This window comes from Ideonella aquatica, assembly GCF_018069755.1.
Taxonomy (GTDB): domain Bacteria; phylum Pseudomonadota; class Gammaproteobacteria; order Burkholderiales; family Burkholderiaceae_C; genus Ideonella; species Ideonella aquatica.
The window spans coordinates 48,006-63,557 of the sequence record NZ_JAGQDE010000004.1 but is presented as its reverse complement, the minus strand read 5'-3'; the positions used below and the strand labels follow the sequence as shown (position 1 = coordinate 63,557).

13 protein-coding genes are annotated in these 15,552 nt (G+C 71.2%); 7 read left to right on the top strand and 6 right to left on the bottom strand.

What is annotated here, in order from left to right:
- Positions 1-36: 36 nt before the first annotated feature.
- The 5 genes from KAK06_RS06590 to KAK06_RS06570 all read left to right on the top strand — a co-directional run bounded on the left by KAK06_RS06590 (position 37) and on the right by KAK06_RS06570 (position 6,318).
- A complete protein-coding gene (locus KAK06_RS06590; RefSeq protein ID WP_210801139.1) occupies positions 37-1,287 on the top strand; it encodes a nitronate monooxygenase in 1,251 nt (416 codons plus the stop codon).
- 4 nt (positions 1,288-1,291) lie between these two features.
- Positions 1,292-2,944, top strand: a complete 1,653-nt coding sequence (locus KAK06_RS06585) for a SulP family inorganic anion transporter (protein WP_210801138.1) — start codon at positions 1,292-1,294, stop codon at positions 2,942-2,944.
- Between the two features lie 79 nt (positions 2,945-3,023).
- Positions 3,024-5,051, top strand: a complete 2,028-nt coding sequence (locus KAK06_RS06580) for an NADPH-dependent 2,4-dienoyl-CoA reductase (RefSeq protein ID WP_210801137.1) — start codon at positions 3,024-3,026, stop codon at positions 5,049-5,051.
- Positions 5,052-5,144: 93 nt separating this feature from the next.
- The gene (locus tag KAK06_RS06575; protein ID WP_210801136.1) at positions 5,145-5,780 is read left to right on the top strand and encodes an NAD(P)H-dependent oxidoreductase; all 636 of its coding nucleotides are present in this window, start codon (positions 5,145-5,147) and stop codon (positions 5,778-5,780) included.
- Positions 5,781-5,817: 37 nt separating this feature from the next.
- Entirely contained in the window at positions 5,818-6,318 is a 501-nt protein-coding gene (locus tag KAK06_RS06570) for a nucleoside 2-deoxyribosyltransferase (RefSeq protein ID WP_210801135.1), read from the top strand.
- Positions 6,319-6,324: 6 nt separating this feature from the next.
- On the opposite strand, the gene KAK06_RS06565 is transcribed toward KAK06_RS06570, so the two are convergent.
- From KAK06_RS06565 to KAK06_RS06555, 3 genes are read right to left on the bottom strand one after another with little or no spacing between them, the layout of a single operon-like run.
- Entirely contained in the window at positions 6,325-6,780 is a 456-nt protein-coding gene (locus KAK06_RS06565) for a hypothetical protein (RefSeq protein WP_210801134.1), read from the bottom strand.
- A gap of 9 nt (positions 6,781-6,789) precedes the next feature.
- The gene (locus KAK06_RS06560) at positions 6,790-7,035 is read right to left on the bottom strand and encodes a DUF3297 family protein (protein ID WP_210801133.1); all 246 of its coding nucleotides are present in this window, start codon (positions 7,033-7,035) and stop codon (positions 6,790-6,792) included.
- A gap of 10 nt (positions 7,036-7,045) precedes the next feature.
- Positions 7,046-7,504 (bottom strand): Lrp/AsnC family transcriptional regulator, encoded by a 459-nt coding sequence (locus tag KAK06_RS06555; protein ID WP_210801132.1) that lies wholly within the window; start codon positions 7,502-7,504, stop codon positions 7,046-7,048.
- A gap of 107 nt (positions 7,505-7,611) precedes the next feature.
- Here KAK06_RS06555 and KAK06_RS06550 point away from each other — a divergent pair, with 107 nt between their 5' ends.
- The gene (locus KAK06_RS06550; RefSeq protein WP_247652704.1) at positions 7,612-8,241 is read left to right on the top strand and encodes a LysE family translocator; all 630 of its coding nucleotides are present in this window, start codon (positions 7,612-7,614) and stop codon (positions 8,239-8,241) included.
- Between the two features lie 81 nt (positions 8,242-8,322).
- Positions 8,323-9,348, top strand: a complete 1,026-nt coding sequence (locus KAK06_RS06545; protein ID WP_210801131.1) for a hypothetical protein — start codon at positions 8,323-8,325, stop codon at positions 9,346-9,348.
- Positions 9,349-9,355: 7 nt separating this feature from the next.
- Here the strand turns inward: KAK06_RS06545 and KAK06_RS06540 are convergent, their stop codons facing one another.
- The 3 genes from KAK06_RS06540 to KAK06_RS06530 all read right to left on the bottom strand — a co-directional run bounded on the left by KAK06_RS06540 (position 9,356) and on the right by KAK06_RS06530 (position 15,523).
- Positions 9,356-11,977 (bottom strand): ATP-binding protein, encoded by a 2,622-nt coding sequence (locus KAK06_RS06540; RefSeq protein ID WP_210801130.1) that lies wholly within the window; start codon positions 11,975-11,977, stop codon positions 9,356-9,358.
- Positions 11,978-12,078: 101 nt separating this feature from the next.
- Positions 12,079-14,925 carry a serine/threonine-protein kinase gene (locus KAK06_RS06535; RefSeq protein WP_210801129.1) on the bottom strand — a complete coding sequence of 949 codons (2,847 nt, stop codon included), beginning with the start codon at positions 14,923-14,925 and terminating at the stop codon, positions 12,079-12,081.
- A gap of 22 nt (positions 14,926-14,947) precedes the next feature.
- Positions 14,948-15,523 carry an ECF-type sigma factor gene (locus KAK06_RS06530; RefSeq protein WP_210801128.1) on the bottom strand — a complete coding sequence of 192 codons (576 nt, stop codon included), beginning with the start codon at positions 15,521-15,523 and terminating at the stop codon, positions 14,948-14,950.
- Positions 15,524-15,552 lie beyond the last annotated feature (29 nt).

Sequence of the window (15,552 nt, the reverse complement as noted above, 5' to 3'; positions counted from 1 at the left end):
TTTCGGGGCGGGCTGCGACGCCAACACGAGTACCACATGAAGAGACTGGATGACTTCCGCCTGCGCCTGGGCCGCCATGAGCTGGTGCCCATCATGATCGGCGGCATGGGCGTGGACATCTCCACCTCCGACCTGGCCCTGGAAGCCGCGCGCCTGGGTGGCGTCGGCCACATCTCCGACGCGATGATCAAGACCGTGTCGGATCGGCGCTACCAGACCAAGTACGTCAAGGCCAAGATGGCCCAGTACAAGTACAACGCCGAGAACAGCGACAAGTCCGACGTCAAGTTCAACCTCGACCACCTGGCCGAGGCCACGCGCCTGCACGTGGAATCGACGATGTCCCGCAAGACCGGGCCGGGCATGGTGTTCATCAACTGCATGGAAAAGCTGACGATGAACGCCCCGAAGGAAACCCTGAAGGTGCGCATGAGCACCGCGCTGGACCACGGCATTGACGGCATCACGCTCGCGGCCGGCCTGCACCTGGGCTCCTTCGCGCTGATCGAGGACCACCCGCGCTTTCGCGACGCACAGCTGGGCATCATCGTCTCGTCGGTGCGCGCGCTGCAGCTGTTCCTCAAGAAGAACGCCCGCCTGAACCGCCTGCCCGACTACATCGTCGTCGAGGGCCCGCTGGCCGGTGGTCACCTGGGCTTCGGCATGGACTGGGCCGAGCACGACCTGGCCACCATCGTGGCCGAGGTGCTGCAGTACCTGAAGAACGAGCATCTGGACATTCCGGTGCTGCCCGCTGGCGGCATCTTCACCGGCTCCGATGCGGTGCGCTTCATGGAGATGGGCGGCGCCGGTGTGCAGGTCGCCACCCGCTTCACCGTCACCAAGGAGTGTGGCCTGCCCGACGAGGTCAAGCAGGAGTACTTCAAGGCCGGCGAGGACGACATCGAGGTCAACCAGATCTCGCCCACCGGCTACCCGATGCGCATGATCAAGAGCAGCCCGGGCATTGGCGACGGCATCCGCCCCAACTGCGAGGCCTACGGCTACCTGCTCGACGCCAGCGGCAAGTGCGCCTACATCGAAGCCTGGAACCGCGAGGTAGCTGCCCACCCCGACGCCAAGCGCGTGTCGGTGCAGGACAAGACCTGCCTGTGCACCCACATGCGCAACTTCGAGATCTGGACCTGCGGCCAGCTCACCTGGCGCCTGAAGGACACCACCCACCGCACGCCCGACGGCAGCTACCAGTTGCTGAACGCTGCCCACGTGTTCCGCGACTACCAGTTCAGCACCGACGACAGCATCGCGCTGCCCGAGCCCGCCTGAGGCCTTGAGCGCCTCGCCGGCCGCCCGCCCCTCCTGGCGCGACGACGCCGTCGCCGCCAGCATCATCACGCTGCTGCTGATTCCGCAGAGCCTGGCCTACGCGCTGCTGGCCGGCCTGCCGGCCGAGCTGGGCCTGGCGGCCAGCATCGTGCCGGCAATGGCCTACGCTGCGGTGGGCACCAGCCCCTTCAGCGTCATGGGCCCGGGGGCCGTGCTGTCGCTGATGACCGCCCAGGGCCTGCACCATGCGCTGGCGGTGGCACCGGCGGGCACGCCGGTGGTGGCGCTGGCCGGCGTGCTGGCGCTGGAGATCGGCGCCGTGCTGGCCCTGGGTGCGCTGTTGCGCCTGGATGCCCTGGTGGCGCTGCTGAGCGTGCCGGTGCTGCACGGCTTCATGACCGGCGCCTCGCTGACCATCGTCATCACGCAGCTGCCCGTGTTGCTGGGCAGCAGTTCGTCGGGCAACGGCCTGGCGACGGTGCTGCAGGGCTGGCTGGGCGCCAGCCAGGTGGTCAACCCGCCGACGCTGGCCGTGGGTGCCGGCACGCTGGGCCTGCTGTGGCTGTCGCGGCGCCCTGGCCTGCCGCGCCTGCTGGGCCGGCTGGCTCCCTTGCTGGCGATGGCGCTGGCCATTGGCGCGGCACTGCTGTGGCCGTTGGCCGACCAGGGCGTGCGCACCGTGGGCACCCTGCCGCCCTTGGCGATCCGTGCCAGCCTGCCGCTGCTGGACCTGCAGCTGTGGCGGCTGCTGCTGCCCACGGCGTCGATGATCGCGCTGCTGGCCTCGGTGGAGCACCTGGCGGTGGTCAGCAGCCTGGCCGCGCGCTGCCGCCAGCACATCGTGCCGCGACGCGAACTGGCCGGTCTGGGGGCCTCCAACATCGTGGCGGCGCTGACCGGCGGCATGCCGGTGGGTGGCGGACTGTCGCGCAGTGCCGTGGCCTACGACGCCGGCGCGCGCAGCAAGCGGGTGGGCGTGATGGTTGGCCTGATGATGGCGCTCAGCGCGGTGGTGCTGGCCGAGCCGCTGGCCCACCTGCCGCGCGCGGTGCTGGCCGCCACCATCCTGGTGGCCGCATCGTCGATGCTCGACCTGGGACCGTTCCGCCTGGCCTGGCGCTTTGCCCATGCCGAGTTCTGGGTCATGCTGGGCGTGGCCGCGCTGACCCTGCTGGCCAGCATGGAGGTCGCGCTCAGCGTGGGCGTGGCGCTGTCGGCCGCGCTGCTGCTGCAGCGCACCGCCGACCCGCATGTCGCGCGCATCGGCCGCGTGCCCGGCACCGAGCACTACCGCAACATCGAGCGCCACACCGCCGAAGAGCAGCCCGGCGTGGTGGCGCTGCGCATCGACGAGAGCCTGCTGTTCACCAACGCCCGCGAGCTGGGCAGCCTGGTGCAGGACCAGTTGGATGAGGACACCCGCCGCGTGGTGCTGCAGATGTCGCCGGTCAACACGATCGACTTCAGCGGGCTCACCGCGCTGCTGGCCCTGGACGAAGCCCTGCACGCGCGCGGTGTGCGCCTGGACCTGGCCGAGGTCAAGGGCCCGGTGATGGACCGCCTGGCCAGCGCCGATTGGAGCCACCGCGTGCATGGCAAGGTGTATCTCAGCCTGCACCAGGCCCTGCAGCCGACCGAGTCCCTGTCACCCAGGTGACGCGCTTTAGGGCGAAACCTCCAGTCGCCCGGTCGCTGCGGGCCACCACAATCGGCGCACCCCTGACACCGCGCCGACCATGAGCACCTACCCGCACCTGCTGCAACCGCTGGACCTGGGCTTCACCACGCTGAAGAACCGCGTGCTGATGGGCTCGATGCACACCGGCCTGGAGGAAGGCCGCGACCTCAGCAAGCTGGCGGCCTACTTCGCCGAGCGCGCCGAGGGCGAAGTCGGCCTGATCGTCACCGGCGGCTTCGCCCCCAACATCGAGGGCTGGGCCAAGCCCTTCGCCGGCACGCTGGCCACGCGCGGCGCGGTCAAGCGCCACCGAGTGGTGACCGACGCCGTGCACCAGCGCGACGGCCGGATCGCGCTGCAGATCCTGCACACCGGCCGCTACGCCTACCAGCCGCTGGCGGTGGCGCCCTCGGCCCTCAAGAGCCCGATCTCGCCCTTTCGCCCGCGCGCACTGTCCGAGCGCGGCATCGAGCGCCAGATCCGCGCCTTCGTGCGCTGCGCCACGCTGGCCCGCGAGGCGGGCTACGACGGCGTCGAGATCATGGGCAGCGAGGGCTACTTCATCAACCAGTTCATCGCCGCGGCCACCAACCACCGCGACGACCGCTGGGGCGGCTCCTACGAAAACCGCATGCGCCTGCCGGTGGAGATCGTGCGCCGCACCCGTGAGGCGGTAGGCCCGGACTTCATCCTGATCTACCGCCTGTCGATGATCGACCTGGTGCCCGGTGGCTCCAGCTGGGACGAGGTGGTGCTGCTGGCCAAGGCCATCGAGGCGGCCGGCGCCACCATCATCAACACCGGCATCGGCTGGCACGAGGCCCGCGTGCCCACCATCGCCACCAGCGTGCCGCGCGCCGCGTTCGCCTGGCTGACGAAGAAGATGAAGGCCGAGGTGGGCATTCCGCTGATCACCAGCAACCGCATCAACACGCCCGAGTTGGCCAATACCCTGCTGGCCGAAGGCTATGCCGACATGGTCTCGATGGCGCGGCCGCTGCTGGCCGACGCCCACTTCGTGAAGAAGGCGCGCGAGGGCCGCGCGCGCGAGATCAACACCTGCATCGCCTGCAACCAGGCCTGCCTGGACCATGTGTTCGACAACAAGCTCTCGAGCTGTCTGGTCAACCCGCGGGCCTGCAGGGAGACCGAGATCCTGATCACCCCGGCCGCCGCGCGCAAGACCGTGGCCGTGGTGGGTGCCGGCCCGGCCGGCCTGGCCGCCGCCACCACCCTGGCCGAGCGCGGCCACACCGTGCATCTGATCGACGCCGGCCCCGAGATCGGCGGCCAGCTCAACCTGGCCAAGCGCGTGCCCGGCAAGGAGGAGTTCCACGAGACGCTGCGCTACTGGGGTGAGCGCATCGCCCGCACCGGCGTGCATCTGCACCTGGGCACCCGCGCCACGCCTGAATCCATCCAGGCCCTGGGCGCCAGCGAGGTGGTGCTGGCCACCGGCGTGCTGCCGCGCACCCCGGCCATCCCCGGCTTGCCGCACGCCAAGGCGCTGAGCTACCTCGATGTGCTGCGCGGCGCCCCAGTGGGGCCGCGCGTGGCGGTGGTAGGCGCGGGCGGCATCGGTTTCGACGTGGCCGAGTTCCTCACCCATGCCGGCACCAGCACGGCGCTGGACCTGCCCGCCTGGTTGGCCGAATGGGGTGTGACCGACCCCGCCATCGCGCGCGGCGGTCTGGCGGAGCCGACCGAGCCGCATCCGCCGGCCCGCCAGGTCACGCTGCTGCAGCGCAAGGCCAGCAAGCCCGGCGCCGGTCTGGGCAAGACCACCGGCTGGATCCACCGCAGCGTGCTCAAGCGCGCCGGGGTGCGCATGCTGGGCGGCGTGAACTACGAGCAGATCAGTGACACCGGGCTGAAGATCAGCGAAGGCGAGCAGCGCGAGAACCCGCGCTGGTTGGAGGTCGACACGGTCGTGCTGTGCGCCGGCCAGGAGCCGCTGCGCGAGCTGGAGGCGCCGCTGCGGGCGGCCGGCCTGCCGGTGCATGTGATCGGCGGCGCCCTGGAGGCCGGCGAGCTCGATGCCAAGCGCGCCATCGACCAGGGCGTGCGCCTGGGCGCCCGGCTCTGAGCCTGGCTTAGCACATCGACGAATGTCCTGGGTCCGGCGGCCGTGCGCCGACCGGCCTAGACTCGCACGATCGTTCTATTTTCAGGATCTTCCATGCCCTTGCTCGACAAGCTGAACTGGCGCTACGCCACCAAGAAGATGGACCCGGCCAAGGCCGTGGCGCAGGACAAGGTGGAGCGCATCGTCGAGGCTGCCCGCCTGGCCCCCACCTCCAGCGGCCTGCAACCCTTCGAGGTGATCGTCGTCACCAACCCCGCACTGCGCGCCCGGATCCAGGCCGTGGCCTGGAACCAGGCCCAGATCACCGAGGGCTCGCACCTGCTGGTCTTCGCCGCCTGGGACAACTACACGGCCGAGCGCATCAACGCGATGTTCGACTACACCAACCAGGTGCGCGGCTTCACCAACGAAGGCTGGGAGGCCTACCGCCAGAAGCTGCTGGCCGCCTACCCCGGGCGTGATCCGCAGGTCAACTTCGAGCACGCGGCGCGTCAGGCCTACATCGGCTTCGGCGCCTCGGTGATCGCAGCGGCCTTCGAAGGCGTGGACGCCACGCCGATGGAAGGCTTCGACCCGGCCGCCGTCGACGAGATCCTGGGCCTGCAGGCCAGGGGCCTGAAGAGCGTCACCCTGCTGCCGCTGGGCTACCGCCAGGAGAGCGGCGACTGGCTGGCCAAGCTGCAGAAGGTGCGCCGGCCGCGCGAGCAGTTCGTCACCGAGATGAACTGACACTGCACCGGTGGCGCCGGGCGCTATGCTCGGCGCGATGCATGGCTTGACGATTTACCTGGCCGGGCCGGACGTGTTCCGACCCGATGCGCTGGCGCATGGCCAGGCCTTGAAGGCGCTGTGCGCCGAATTCGGCCACCGTGGCCTGTACCCGCTGGACCATGCCCTGCCGGCCGGACTGGCCGGTGCCGAGGCAGCTCGCTGGATCTGCGATGCCAACTGCGCGCTGATCCGCCGGGCCGATCTGGTGCTGGCCAATCTCAATGACTTTCGCGGCCAGGAACCCGACTCGGGCACCGCCTTTGAGCTGGGATTCGCCGCCGCGCTGGGCAAGCCGGTCTGGGCCTACCTGGCCGACACCCGCTCACTGCGCCAACAACTGGGTGGCGCGCAGGACGCACAGGGCTGGACGGTGGAGGATTTCGGGCTGCCCCGCAACCTGATGCTGGCCGCCTCGGCCACCCTGGTGCCGGGCGATGCGCGCGCGGCCTTGCTGGCGCTGCAGGCCGCCGCGCAGACCCGCCCCTTCCACCGCTGAGCACCCTCAGCGGCCCAGGGCCGCCATCACCTCGGCGCGCAGGTCCTTGCACGCCTGCAGCGACAAGCGCATCTCGGCGCTGACATGGCGCCGTCCATCGGCCGTGTGCAGGGCGAGGTGGCAAGGACCGTGCAGCGTCTTGCTGCGAAAGCCGTACTGCACCTGCAGCACCTCGGCGGCCGGCCACGCCAGGACCTCATGGCGATAGGCCAGCCGAACCCCGCTGGGCGAAGCCTCCAGCTGCCAGAAGCGGTCCAGGGTGCTGGTCTTGAAGATCCAGAGCCCCCCGGCCAGCACCAGAACACCCACCAAGGCGGCCTCGCCCACGCTCCAGCGCAGTTCGCTGCGTCGACCGGCCACCCACACCACAACGCTCAACAGCACGCAGCCCAGCAGCAGCACCTGGGCTCTCACAACGAATGCGGCCCACAAGGCCTCAGGCGTGCTGAAGGCCTGCAGCACGCGCCGTGCTCAGCGGTAGTAGGCCTCGACCTGCCCCTTCAACTTGACGCACAGCGGCCGGCCCTTGCGGTCGACCGTCTTGCCCGCCGGCACCTTGACCCAGCCTTCACTGAGGCAGTACTCCTCGACGTCAAAGCGCTCCTTGCCGTTGAAGCGGATGCCGATGTCGTGTTCGAACACCGCGGGCACGTGGTGGGGGCTCTTGGGGTCGACGCTCAGGCGGTCGGGCAGCGCAGGCTTGGTGGTCTCGGTCATGGTGGGGATTCTAGGCAGGTCGGCGCGGCGGCTGCAGCGGCCGGCGGCGGATCGGCGTCGAGAAGACCAGCGAGGTGCGCGTCTCGCCCCAACGGCTGATCGCCGACACCAGCGTCTCCAGGTGGGCCAGGTCCACCGCCACCACCTGCACCAGGTAGGAATCGGCCCCGGTCACGTGGTGACACTCCAGCACTTCGGGCATCTCCTGAAGACAGGCCAGCAGAGGCTGCTTGCCGGGCTGCGGCGCCTGGATGGCCACCACGGCCTGCACACCGTAGCCGGCCCGTACCGGGTCGAGTTCGGCGTGCACGCCGCGCACCACGCCGGCGTCCTGCAAACGACGCAGCCGCTCCGCGGTGGCGGCCACGCTCAGGCCGCAGGCTTCAGCCAGGACCTTCAGCGGCGCCCGGCCATCGCGCTGCAGCGCCTGCAGCAGGGCCCAGGAACGGGCATCGACATCGAAGCTCATGGTTTTCGGTACTGAGGGCTCCAGACCAGAAAATCATACGCCTATGCTGCAGTTTGACCATACGAATCAACTGGCCATGACCAATCGACCCACTTAACATCCTGATCATGATGACGGATGCACTGACTGATCCCCGATTCCTGCAGGCCATGCTGGTCGGCCTGGGCATTGCCGCCCCGGTCGGCCCGATCGGCCTGCTGACGATTCGCCGCACGCTGGATGGCGGCATGACCGCCGGCCTGGCCACTGGCCTGGGCGCCGCCTGCGCCGACGCGGCCTACGGCGCGTTGGGCGCCTGGGGCGTGCAGGCCGCCATCACCTGGCTGGTGGGTGCCCGGGTGCCGCTGGCGCTGGGCGGCGGCGCGCTGCTGCTGTGGCTGGCCTGGCAGACCTGGCGCGCGCCGCTGGCGACCAGCGCCGCGCCACTGCCCTCCGGCGGCGACCTGCTGCGCCACTTCGGCGGCACCTTCGCACTGACCTTGTCGAACCCGGCCACCATCCTGTCCTTCATCGCCGTCTTCGGCGCGCTGGCCGGCGCCGGCGGGCCGGCGCTGTCGCCGTCCCTGATGGTGCTGGGCGTGTGGCTGGGCTCTGCGCTGTGGTGGCTGGGTCTGAGCTGGGGGGTGAGCCGCCTGCGCCACGCGCTGGACGTGGCCTGGCGCCGCCGCATCAACGCCGCGTCAGCGCTGCTGCTGGCGGGCTTTGCACTGTGGCAATGGGCGCAACTGGCGGCCTGAGGCCGGGCCCCCCCCTACTTTGCCGGATGCCGCCCCCCGAGCGGTCCGTGGAGACTGCCCGCCAGATCCCACGGGAGGTCCATGTTCAATTCGGAAACCCTGGAAGTCGCCATTGGCATGGCCTTCCTGTTCCTCACCATGTCGCTGATCTGCACCGCGATCCAGGAATGGATCGAGGGGATCATGAAATGGCGCGCCATGGACCTGGAGCGCGGCCTGCGCGTGCTGCTCGACGACGACCAGGGCAAGCTGACCCAGCAGCTCTACGAGCACCCGCTGATCTACTCGCTGTTCCAGGGCAAGTACAACCCGGACAAGCTGTGGCGCAGCCCGCTCACGCCCGGTCTGGGGGCCCGGCACATGCGCCTGCATGCGCGTCGCCAGTTGCCCTCGTACATCCCCCCGGAGCGCTTCGTCGATGCCCTGCTGGACCTGGTGGCCCACGGCGACGGCCAGCGCCCCGCAGCCGCCGCCCTGACACCGGCCGAGCTGCGCGCGCGGGCGGCCCAGCACGACTCGCCGCACCTGCGGCGCGTGCTGCAGTGGGCCCTGGACCGCGGCGGCGATGACCCGGCCGCCGTGCGCCAGCACCTGGCACAGTGGTTCGACGGCACCATGCAGCGGGCCAGCGGCTGGTACAAGCGCCGCACGCAGGCGGTGCTGTTTTCGGTGGGCCTGGGCGCCGCGGTGGTGCTGAACATCGACGCACTGCACGTGATGAACCGCCTGCTGGCCGACCGGGCGCTGCGCGAAGCCGCCGTGCAGCAGGCCAGCCAGGTGCAGGACGCCCAGGCCGGCCTGGCCGGTCAGGCACCCGACCAGCGACTGAACGCATTGCGGCAGCAGCTGGGCACGGTCGGCCTGCCGATCGGTTGGCAGCCCGGCGCCTGCCTGCCTCAGCTGAAGCCGCACGGCGGATGGCGGCAGGCCGATCCGCTGGCGCTGCTGATGCTGGGTCTGGGATGGCTGGTCAGCGCCTTCGCGGTGATGCTGGGCGCGCCGTTCTGGTTTGATCTGTTGGGGCGCTTCATGACCTTGCGGTCCTCGCTGAAGCCCACCCCGGCGGCGGCAACCGCCCCCGCCCAGGCCCCGCCGCCGCCGCCCTGAACCCGACTCAGTGGGCCTGCGGGACAGACGCCGGCAGGCCCGCCACCTCGCCAGCCCAGTCGCGCAGCTCCTCCAGCGTGACCAGTTCGGCCTGGGCCTCGGCAGCACGACGCTGGCGCGCCGGGATGGCTGTCAGCACCTGGACGGCCACGGCATCGACCAGCTCCTGGACGACGGGCGCGCACAGCATGCCCAGGCGTTCACGCTGGCGTTCGGCATAGCGGCTGGCCGCCAGGGCACGCACCGGCTGGTTGGCGGCCATCAGCACGCCGGACAGCACATGGGCGTTGTCGGCCAGCAGCCGCGCAAAGCCCTGACGCAGCGCGATGTCGATGCCTTCAGCGACGCACACTGCAGCCTGCTCGCGCTCGCCCAGACGCAGGTACACGTGGCCCAGCAGCGCCAGCGTGCGTGCCAGCCGGAAGTGGTTGGGCGCGCGGCGCGCCAGCAGCGCCGCACGCTCCAGGTGTTCGGCAGCCAGCGAGATGTGGCCGGCCCCCAGCTCCAGCTCGCCCAGCTGCTCGTGGATCTGCATCATGCCCCAGTCGTCCTCGCCGTGGCTGCGTTCGCGCGCGGCGCGGCAGAGCATCAATGCCTCCTGCAAGGCGGCCCGGGCTTCCTCGCTGCGGCCTGCCAGCAGCAGCGCCCCACCTTGCTGCTGCAGGGCCTGGCTCAGGCCGCGCTCATCACCGGTCTCGCGCCACAGTGGCACGGCCTCGGCCAGACCCTCGCAGGCCAGGGCCAGATGGCCGTCAAGCGCCCAGGCCTGGGCGCGCCACCCCAGGGCCTGGGCGCGTTGCCAGGCGTCGGGGTGGCCCGCCAGCAAGGCCAGTGCGTCGGTGGCATCGGCAAGCACCGCGGGAGCGTCTTCCAGCTCGGCGTCCACCGCGCACAGCGCCAGCAGCAGCTCGATGCGGGCCGAGACCTGCGCCGGCTCCACCGGCTGGGACAGCAGCGGCCGCGCCAGCTGCCGCGCCAGCGCATGCAGACCCATGCGTCGCCAGGGCGTGGCACACAGCGCGCACAGCCGCAGGGCCAGCAGGGGATCGGCGGCGCTGGCCCAGGCGATGACGCGCTGCACGCTGGCATGCTGGCGACGCACGGCCTCGGGCCGGCCCGGGCCCGGCCGGTCGGCCGCCCGGTCCTTGAGTTGGGCCAGCAACTGGTGACCATGGGCGCGCAGCACATCGTCCAGGCGCCCCGAGCGCTGCAGCAGGTCGCGGGCGAACAAGCGCACCGACTCATGCAGGGTGTAGCGCGCCCGCGCCGAGTCGGCGCCCAGCAGACTGTCGCCGTCGACCTCGACCAGGCCGTGCTCGACCAGCGTGGCCATTGCGTCCACCAGCGACACGCGGTCCAGCGCCGGGTCGGCATGGGCCACGGCGCGCGCATCGTCCAGACCGAAGGCGCCGTCAAACACACTGACGACCCACAGCAGGCGTTGCTCGGCGGCCCGCAGCAAGGCGTGGCTGGAGTCCAGCGCGGCATGCAGGCTCTGGTGCCGCTCGTCATCATCGACGGCGGGGCGCACCCAGGTCAGGCGCTGGTCCAGCGAATCGCGCAGGTCGAGCAGCCCGACCGAAGGCACCCGGCTGGCCGCCAGCACCAGCGCCAGTGGGTTGCCATCGAGCCGGCGGCAGATCTCGGCCACGACCGGGGCATTCACCGGGGTCAGGCGAAAGCGCGGATCGGCCGAGCGCACGCGCATTTCGAACAGCTGGCAGGCACTGCTGGCGCGCACCAGGGGCAGCGGGGTCTGGGGCAAGTCGTCCGGCAGCTCCAGCGTCGGCACGAGCAGCACCTGTTCGCCCGCACTGCGCAGGCTCTTGCGGGTGGTGGCCAGCACGCGCACATGGGGCGCCACCCGCAGCAGGCGGTCGCAAAAAGCCGTGACCAGCGACAGCAGGTGCTCGCAGGCATCCAGCACCAGCAGACCTTCGCGCTCACCCAGCGCGGCACTGACCCGATCCAGCGACAGCGGGCCGCTGATATCGAGCTGCAGCGCCGAGCGCAGGGCGCTGGCCAGCTGCAGGCCGTCGCGCAGCGGCGCCAGGTGGATCCACCACACCGGCGCACCGCCCGCGCCCACCACGGCCCGCGCCGCCGCCAGCGCCAGGCCGCTCTTGCCCACGCCCGCGGGCCCCAGCAGCGTGACACGCTGATGCTGGGCCAGCCGCAGCGCGATCTCGTCCAGGCAGCGCTCGCGCCCCACCAGCGGCCAGGGCGATTCGGGCAGATCATCGACCTGCGCGACCGGCAGGGCCGGAGCCGGTGAACCGTCGGCGCTGTCCTGCTCCTGGATCGGCAGGGCCAGTTGGTAGCCGCGGCCGCGGTGGTGGACGATGGCCTCGGCACCCAGCACCCGCCGCAGCAGCGTCAGCTGCACGCGCAGGTTGTTGTCGCCAACGGACTTGTCCTCCCACACCTGGCGGCGCAGCTCATCAGCACTCAGCACCCGTCCCTCGGCACCGACCAGGGCCGCCAGCAACTCGAAGGCGCGCACGCCCACGGCCAGCGGCTGTCCGTGGCGGTAGACGCGCCGGGTGTGCCGGTCGATCACCAGCTCGCCGCCGGCCGACGCGCGTGGCGTGGCCAACGGGTGCGAGGCGGCGGAAGCAGATGGTTTCATGGTGTGGAGCGTGGCCCAGGACAGGCCACCCCCGATGGGCAGCCCCGTTGCATGAACAGACGACATGCGCCGCAGGCCTGCGACACTATCAAGGGAAAACCCTAGATCAACGCCCCGAACAAGGACGCCCGTCCGGCCCCGCTCCGCCCGTCCAGCGCACCCTGTGCCCGCAGGATGGCGGCCTGGGCAGCGCGCCCGGCGACCGGGTCCTGGGTCTGCAGGCGGCTGGCCAGGTAGGCCTGCACCTGGTCCAGCGGATGGCCGGGTGGCACGGCCGGCGGCCGACGCTGCTGCGCCTCGGCCAACGCCTGGGCTGCCGCCGGGTCACTCTGCTGCTGCAGCAGCCAGGCGTGGTCCAGTGCCGTCGACCACGCGTCCAGCGTCGGCCTGGCGGCAGCCGGCCCCGACCCCAACAACCCCTGGAGCAACCGGCGTGCCTCGGGCAGGTCGCCCCGCCAGCGGGCCAGTTGGGCCGCCAGCCGATCCACCCGGGCGCGCACGGGTCGGTCCCAGCCGTCGCGCACACCGGGTTCCTGGCGCAGGGCCTCGATCAGCTCGGTGGCCAGATCACCCAGGTCCAGCGCCAGCGCGCCACGGGCCAGCGCGAGGCGGATCTCCACGCGCTGCAGGCCCAGCCACTCCTGCTCACGCTGCAATTGCTGCATCAGGGCCCGGGCCTGCGCGGCGTAGTCGACGGCAGGCAGCGCATGGGTCAGGCCCTGCAACTGAAGACGCTGTGCCCGCATCGCCATCTGGGTGATCGGGTGGACCACGCCGGCGGCCTGGGCATAGGCCAGATCGTCCTCACGCTGGCGCAGGGCCTCGGGCCAGCGGCCGGTTTCCAGCAGAAAGCGTCCCAGCTCATGGCGCAGCGACAGGTTCAGGCCGCTGCCCGGCTTCATCAGGGCATCGATGCGCGGCAGCAGGCTGCGCAGGCGCGGCTCGATGTCGCCGTAGTCGCCGGCCCGGATCTGCAGGGCCAGCAGATTGCGCTGGTAAGTCAGCACCTCGCGCTGCCAGTTCGGCTCGGTGCGGCCCCAGTACACCTGGGTGCGCTGCAGGGTCGCGATGGCCTCGCGCAGATGGCCCTGGGCGCTCTGCACGATGCTCAGGTGGTTCAGGTAGCTGGCACGCAGGCGCTCGGCCTCGGGGCCCTGCATCGTCTGGATGATCTCCCAGGCCTGGGCCAGTGCCTGCGCAGCCTCGTCGGTGCGGCCCAGTCGGGCGTAGGCGGCGTCGAGCAGCATCAGGCCGTTGAGCAGTTCGTCGCTGTCGGCGCCAAACACGCGCCGCAGGCGCGGGATGGCCGGGGCGATGCTCTCGACGATCAGGTCCGGCTGGCCCTGCAGGATCCAGCTGCGGGACTGGTCCAGGCGCGCCTTCAGGGTGGGGGCGGACTCCTCGCCGTGGATCTGCACGCTCAGCGCCACCAGCTCGCGCGCCAGCGGCTGCGCGATGTCATGGCGGTTGAGCTGCTGGTTGGTGGCCACCAGCACCTGCAGCACGCGCAAGCGGGTTCCCGGCGAGTCGCCGAAGCGCTGCATCACATCCTCGCGCGCCTTGCGCAGCAGTTGCAGCACCGTCGGCCATTCGCCGCCGTGGCGGTCCGGGCTGGCCGAGGCCAGCAGCTCTTGCAGGTAGGCGGTGACCTCGTCGGACTGGCGAGCTGCCTCGGTCGCGCGCTGCCATTGCCACAGGCTGCTGCCCAGGCCGATCGCCAGCGAGCAGGTGACGATCGCCGTGCTGGCGGCCAGCAGCGCATGGCGGCGCAACCACAGCAGGCTGTCATGCCGCCAGTCGCGGCGCTGGGCGCGCACCGGCCGCCGGGCTGACCAGTGGTCCAGGTCCTCGATCAGCGCGCTGACGTTGCGGTAGCGCTGCGCCGGATCCTTGTGCAGCGCCTTGGCGATCACCGCTTCCAGGTCACCGCGGGCGCGCCCGGCATCGGTGGCCGGCCCGGGCCCGCCAGGCGCCGGGGCGGCGTCGAGCAGGCGGTGCGGCGGGGTCTCCATGACCGCGCGCTCCAGCGTCGCCCGGTTGTCGCCGGCGGCGCCGAAGGGCAGCGCGCCGCTGACCAGCTCAAAAAGCATCACGCCCAGCGAGAAGACATCGGCGGCGGTGCCCACCGGCTGGCCGGCCAGTTGCTCCGGCGCAGCATAGCCGACCGTCAGGCCGCGGCCGGTCAGGCGTGTCAGGTCGTCGGCCGCGGCGTCGTCATCCAGCAGGCCGGCGACGCCGAAGTCCAGCAGCTTGGGCTGGCCGGCGTCGGTGACCAGCACATTGGACGGCTTGAGGTCGCGGTGGATCACCAGTTGCGCATGCGCCGCCTCCACCGCCTGGGCAATGCTGCGCAACAGCGCCACGCGCTGGGCCAGCAGCGGTGCGTGCAGACGCACATGCTCGGACAGTGGACGGCCGCGCACCAGCTCCAGCACCAGGTAGGCCTGTCCCTGGGCGATACCGGCATCCAGCAGGTGGGCAATGGCCGGGTGGTTGAGCCGCGCCAGCACCGCCCGCTCGCGCGCGAAGCGGGCCGAGAAGCGCTCGGCAGGCAGGTCGGCGCGCAACAGCTTGATGGCTGCCTCGCCCTGGAACAGACCGTCGGCCCGGTTGGCGCGCCAGACCTGACCCATGCCGCCCTCGCCGATCTTCTCGGCCAGCACCCAGGCTCCCAGGTGCAGGCCGCGCAGATCGCTGGCGGCGCCCGCATCATCGTCAAGCACCAGCGCCGGACCCAGCCATTGGTCGAAGGCAGTGACCAGCGCCTGGGCCGCTTCCGGCTGCGCTTCAGCCCGTTCGGCCTGTGCCAGCATCCGCCGCAGCGCCGGGGCCAGCGCCGGTTGCTCGGTGCATACCTGCTCCAGCCAGGTGGCGCGCGCCGACGGCGCCAGGTCCAGGGCCTCGTCCAGCAGCGCCGACAGCTGCTCCCACTGCGTGCGGTCCATCATGACGGCAACGACCTGCGCTGTCTCAGCCCAGCAGCTCGCGCAACAGGGCGCGCGCCTTGATCAAGTCGCGGTTGACGGTGCGGGTGGCGACGCCGCGCAACTCGGCCACGTCGGCGATCGACAGGCCCGCGAAAACGTGAATCTCAAGGAGCTCGTACAGCGCGGGGTCGATCTCGCGCATGCGGCTGAGCGCGCGGTCGCAGGCGATCAGGTCTTCGGCCGAGCTGAGGTTGGCCGGGATGCCGGCGGCCTCGGACAAGGTGACCATGATCTGATCGCCACCCCGCTTGTCGCGACCCAGGCTGCGCAGGTGATCGATGACGACCGAGCGCAGCACCTGGCCCACATAGGCGAAGAACTGACCGCGCGTGCGGCCATGCAGGCGCGAGGCCTCGGCCAGGCGCAGGAAACCCTCGTGCACCAGCGCGGTGGTGTTCAGACCGGGCGCGCCATGCACATGGGCCAGGCGTGCGCGGGCCACCCGCTTGATCTCGGGGTACAGCACCACGAAGAGCTGCTGCAAGGCCTGGGCGTCGCCGCTCGAGGAGCGCTCCAGCAGCTCCCCGACGGCCGGCAGGGTGTCAGAGGTATCGCTCATGGCAGGCCAGCGCACCATCCCGCCGGGCC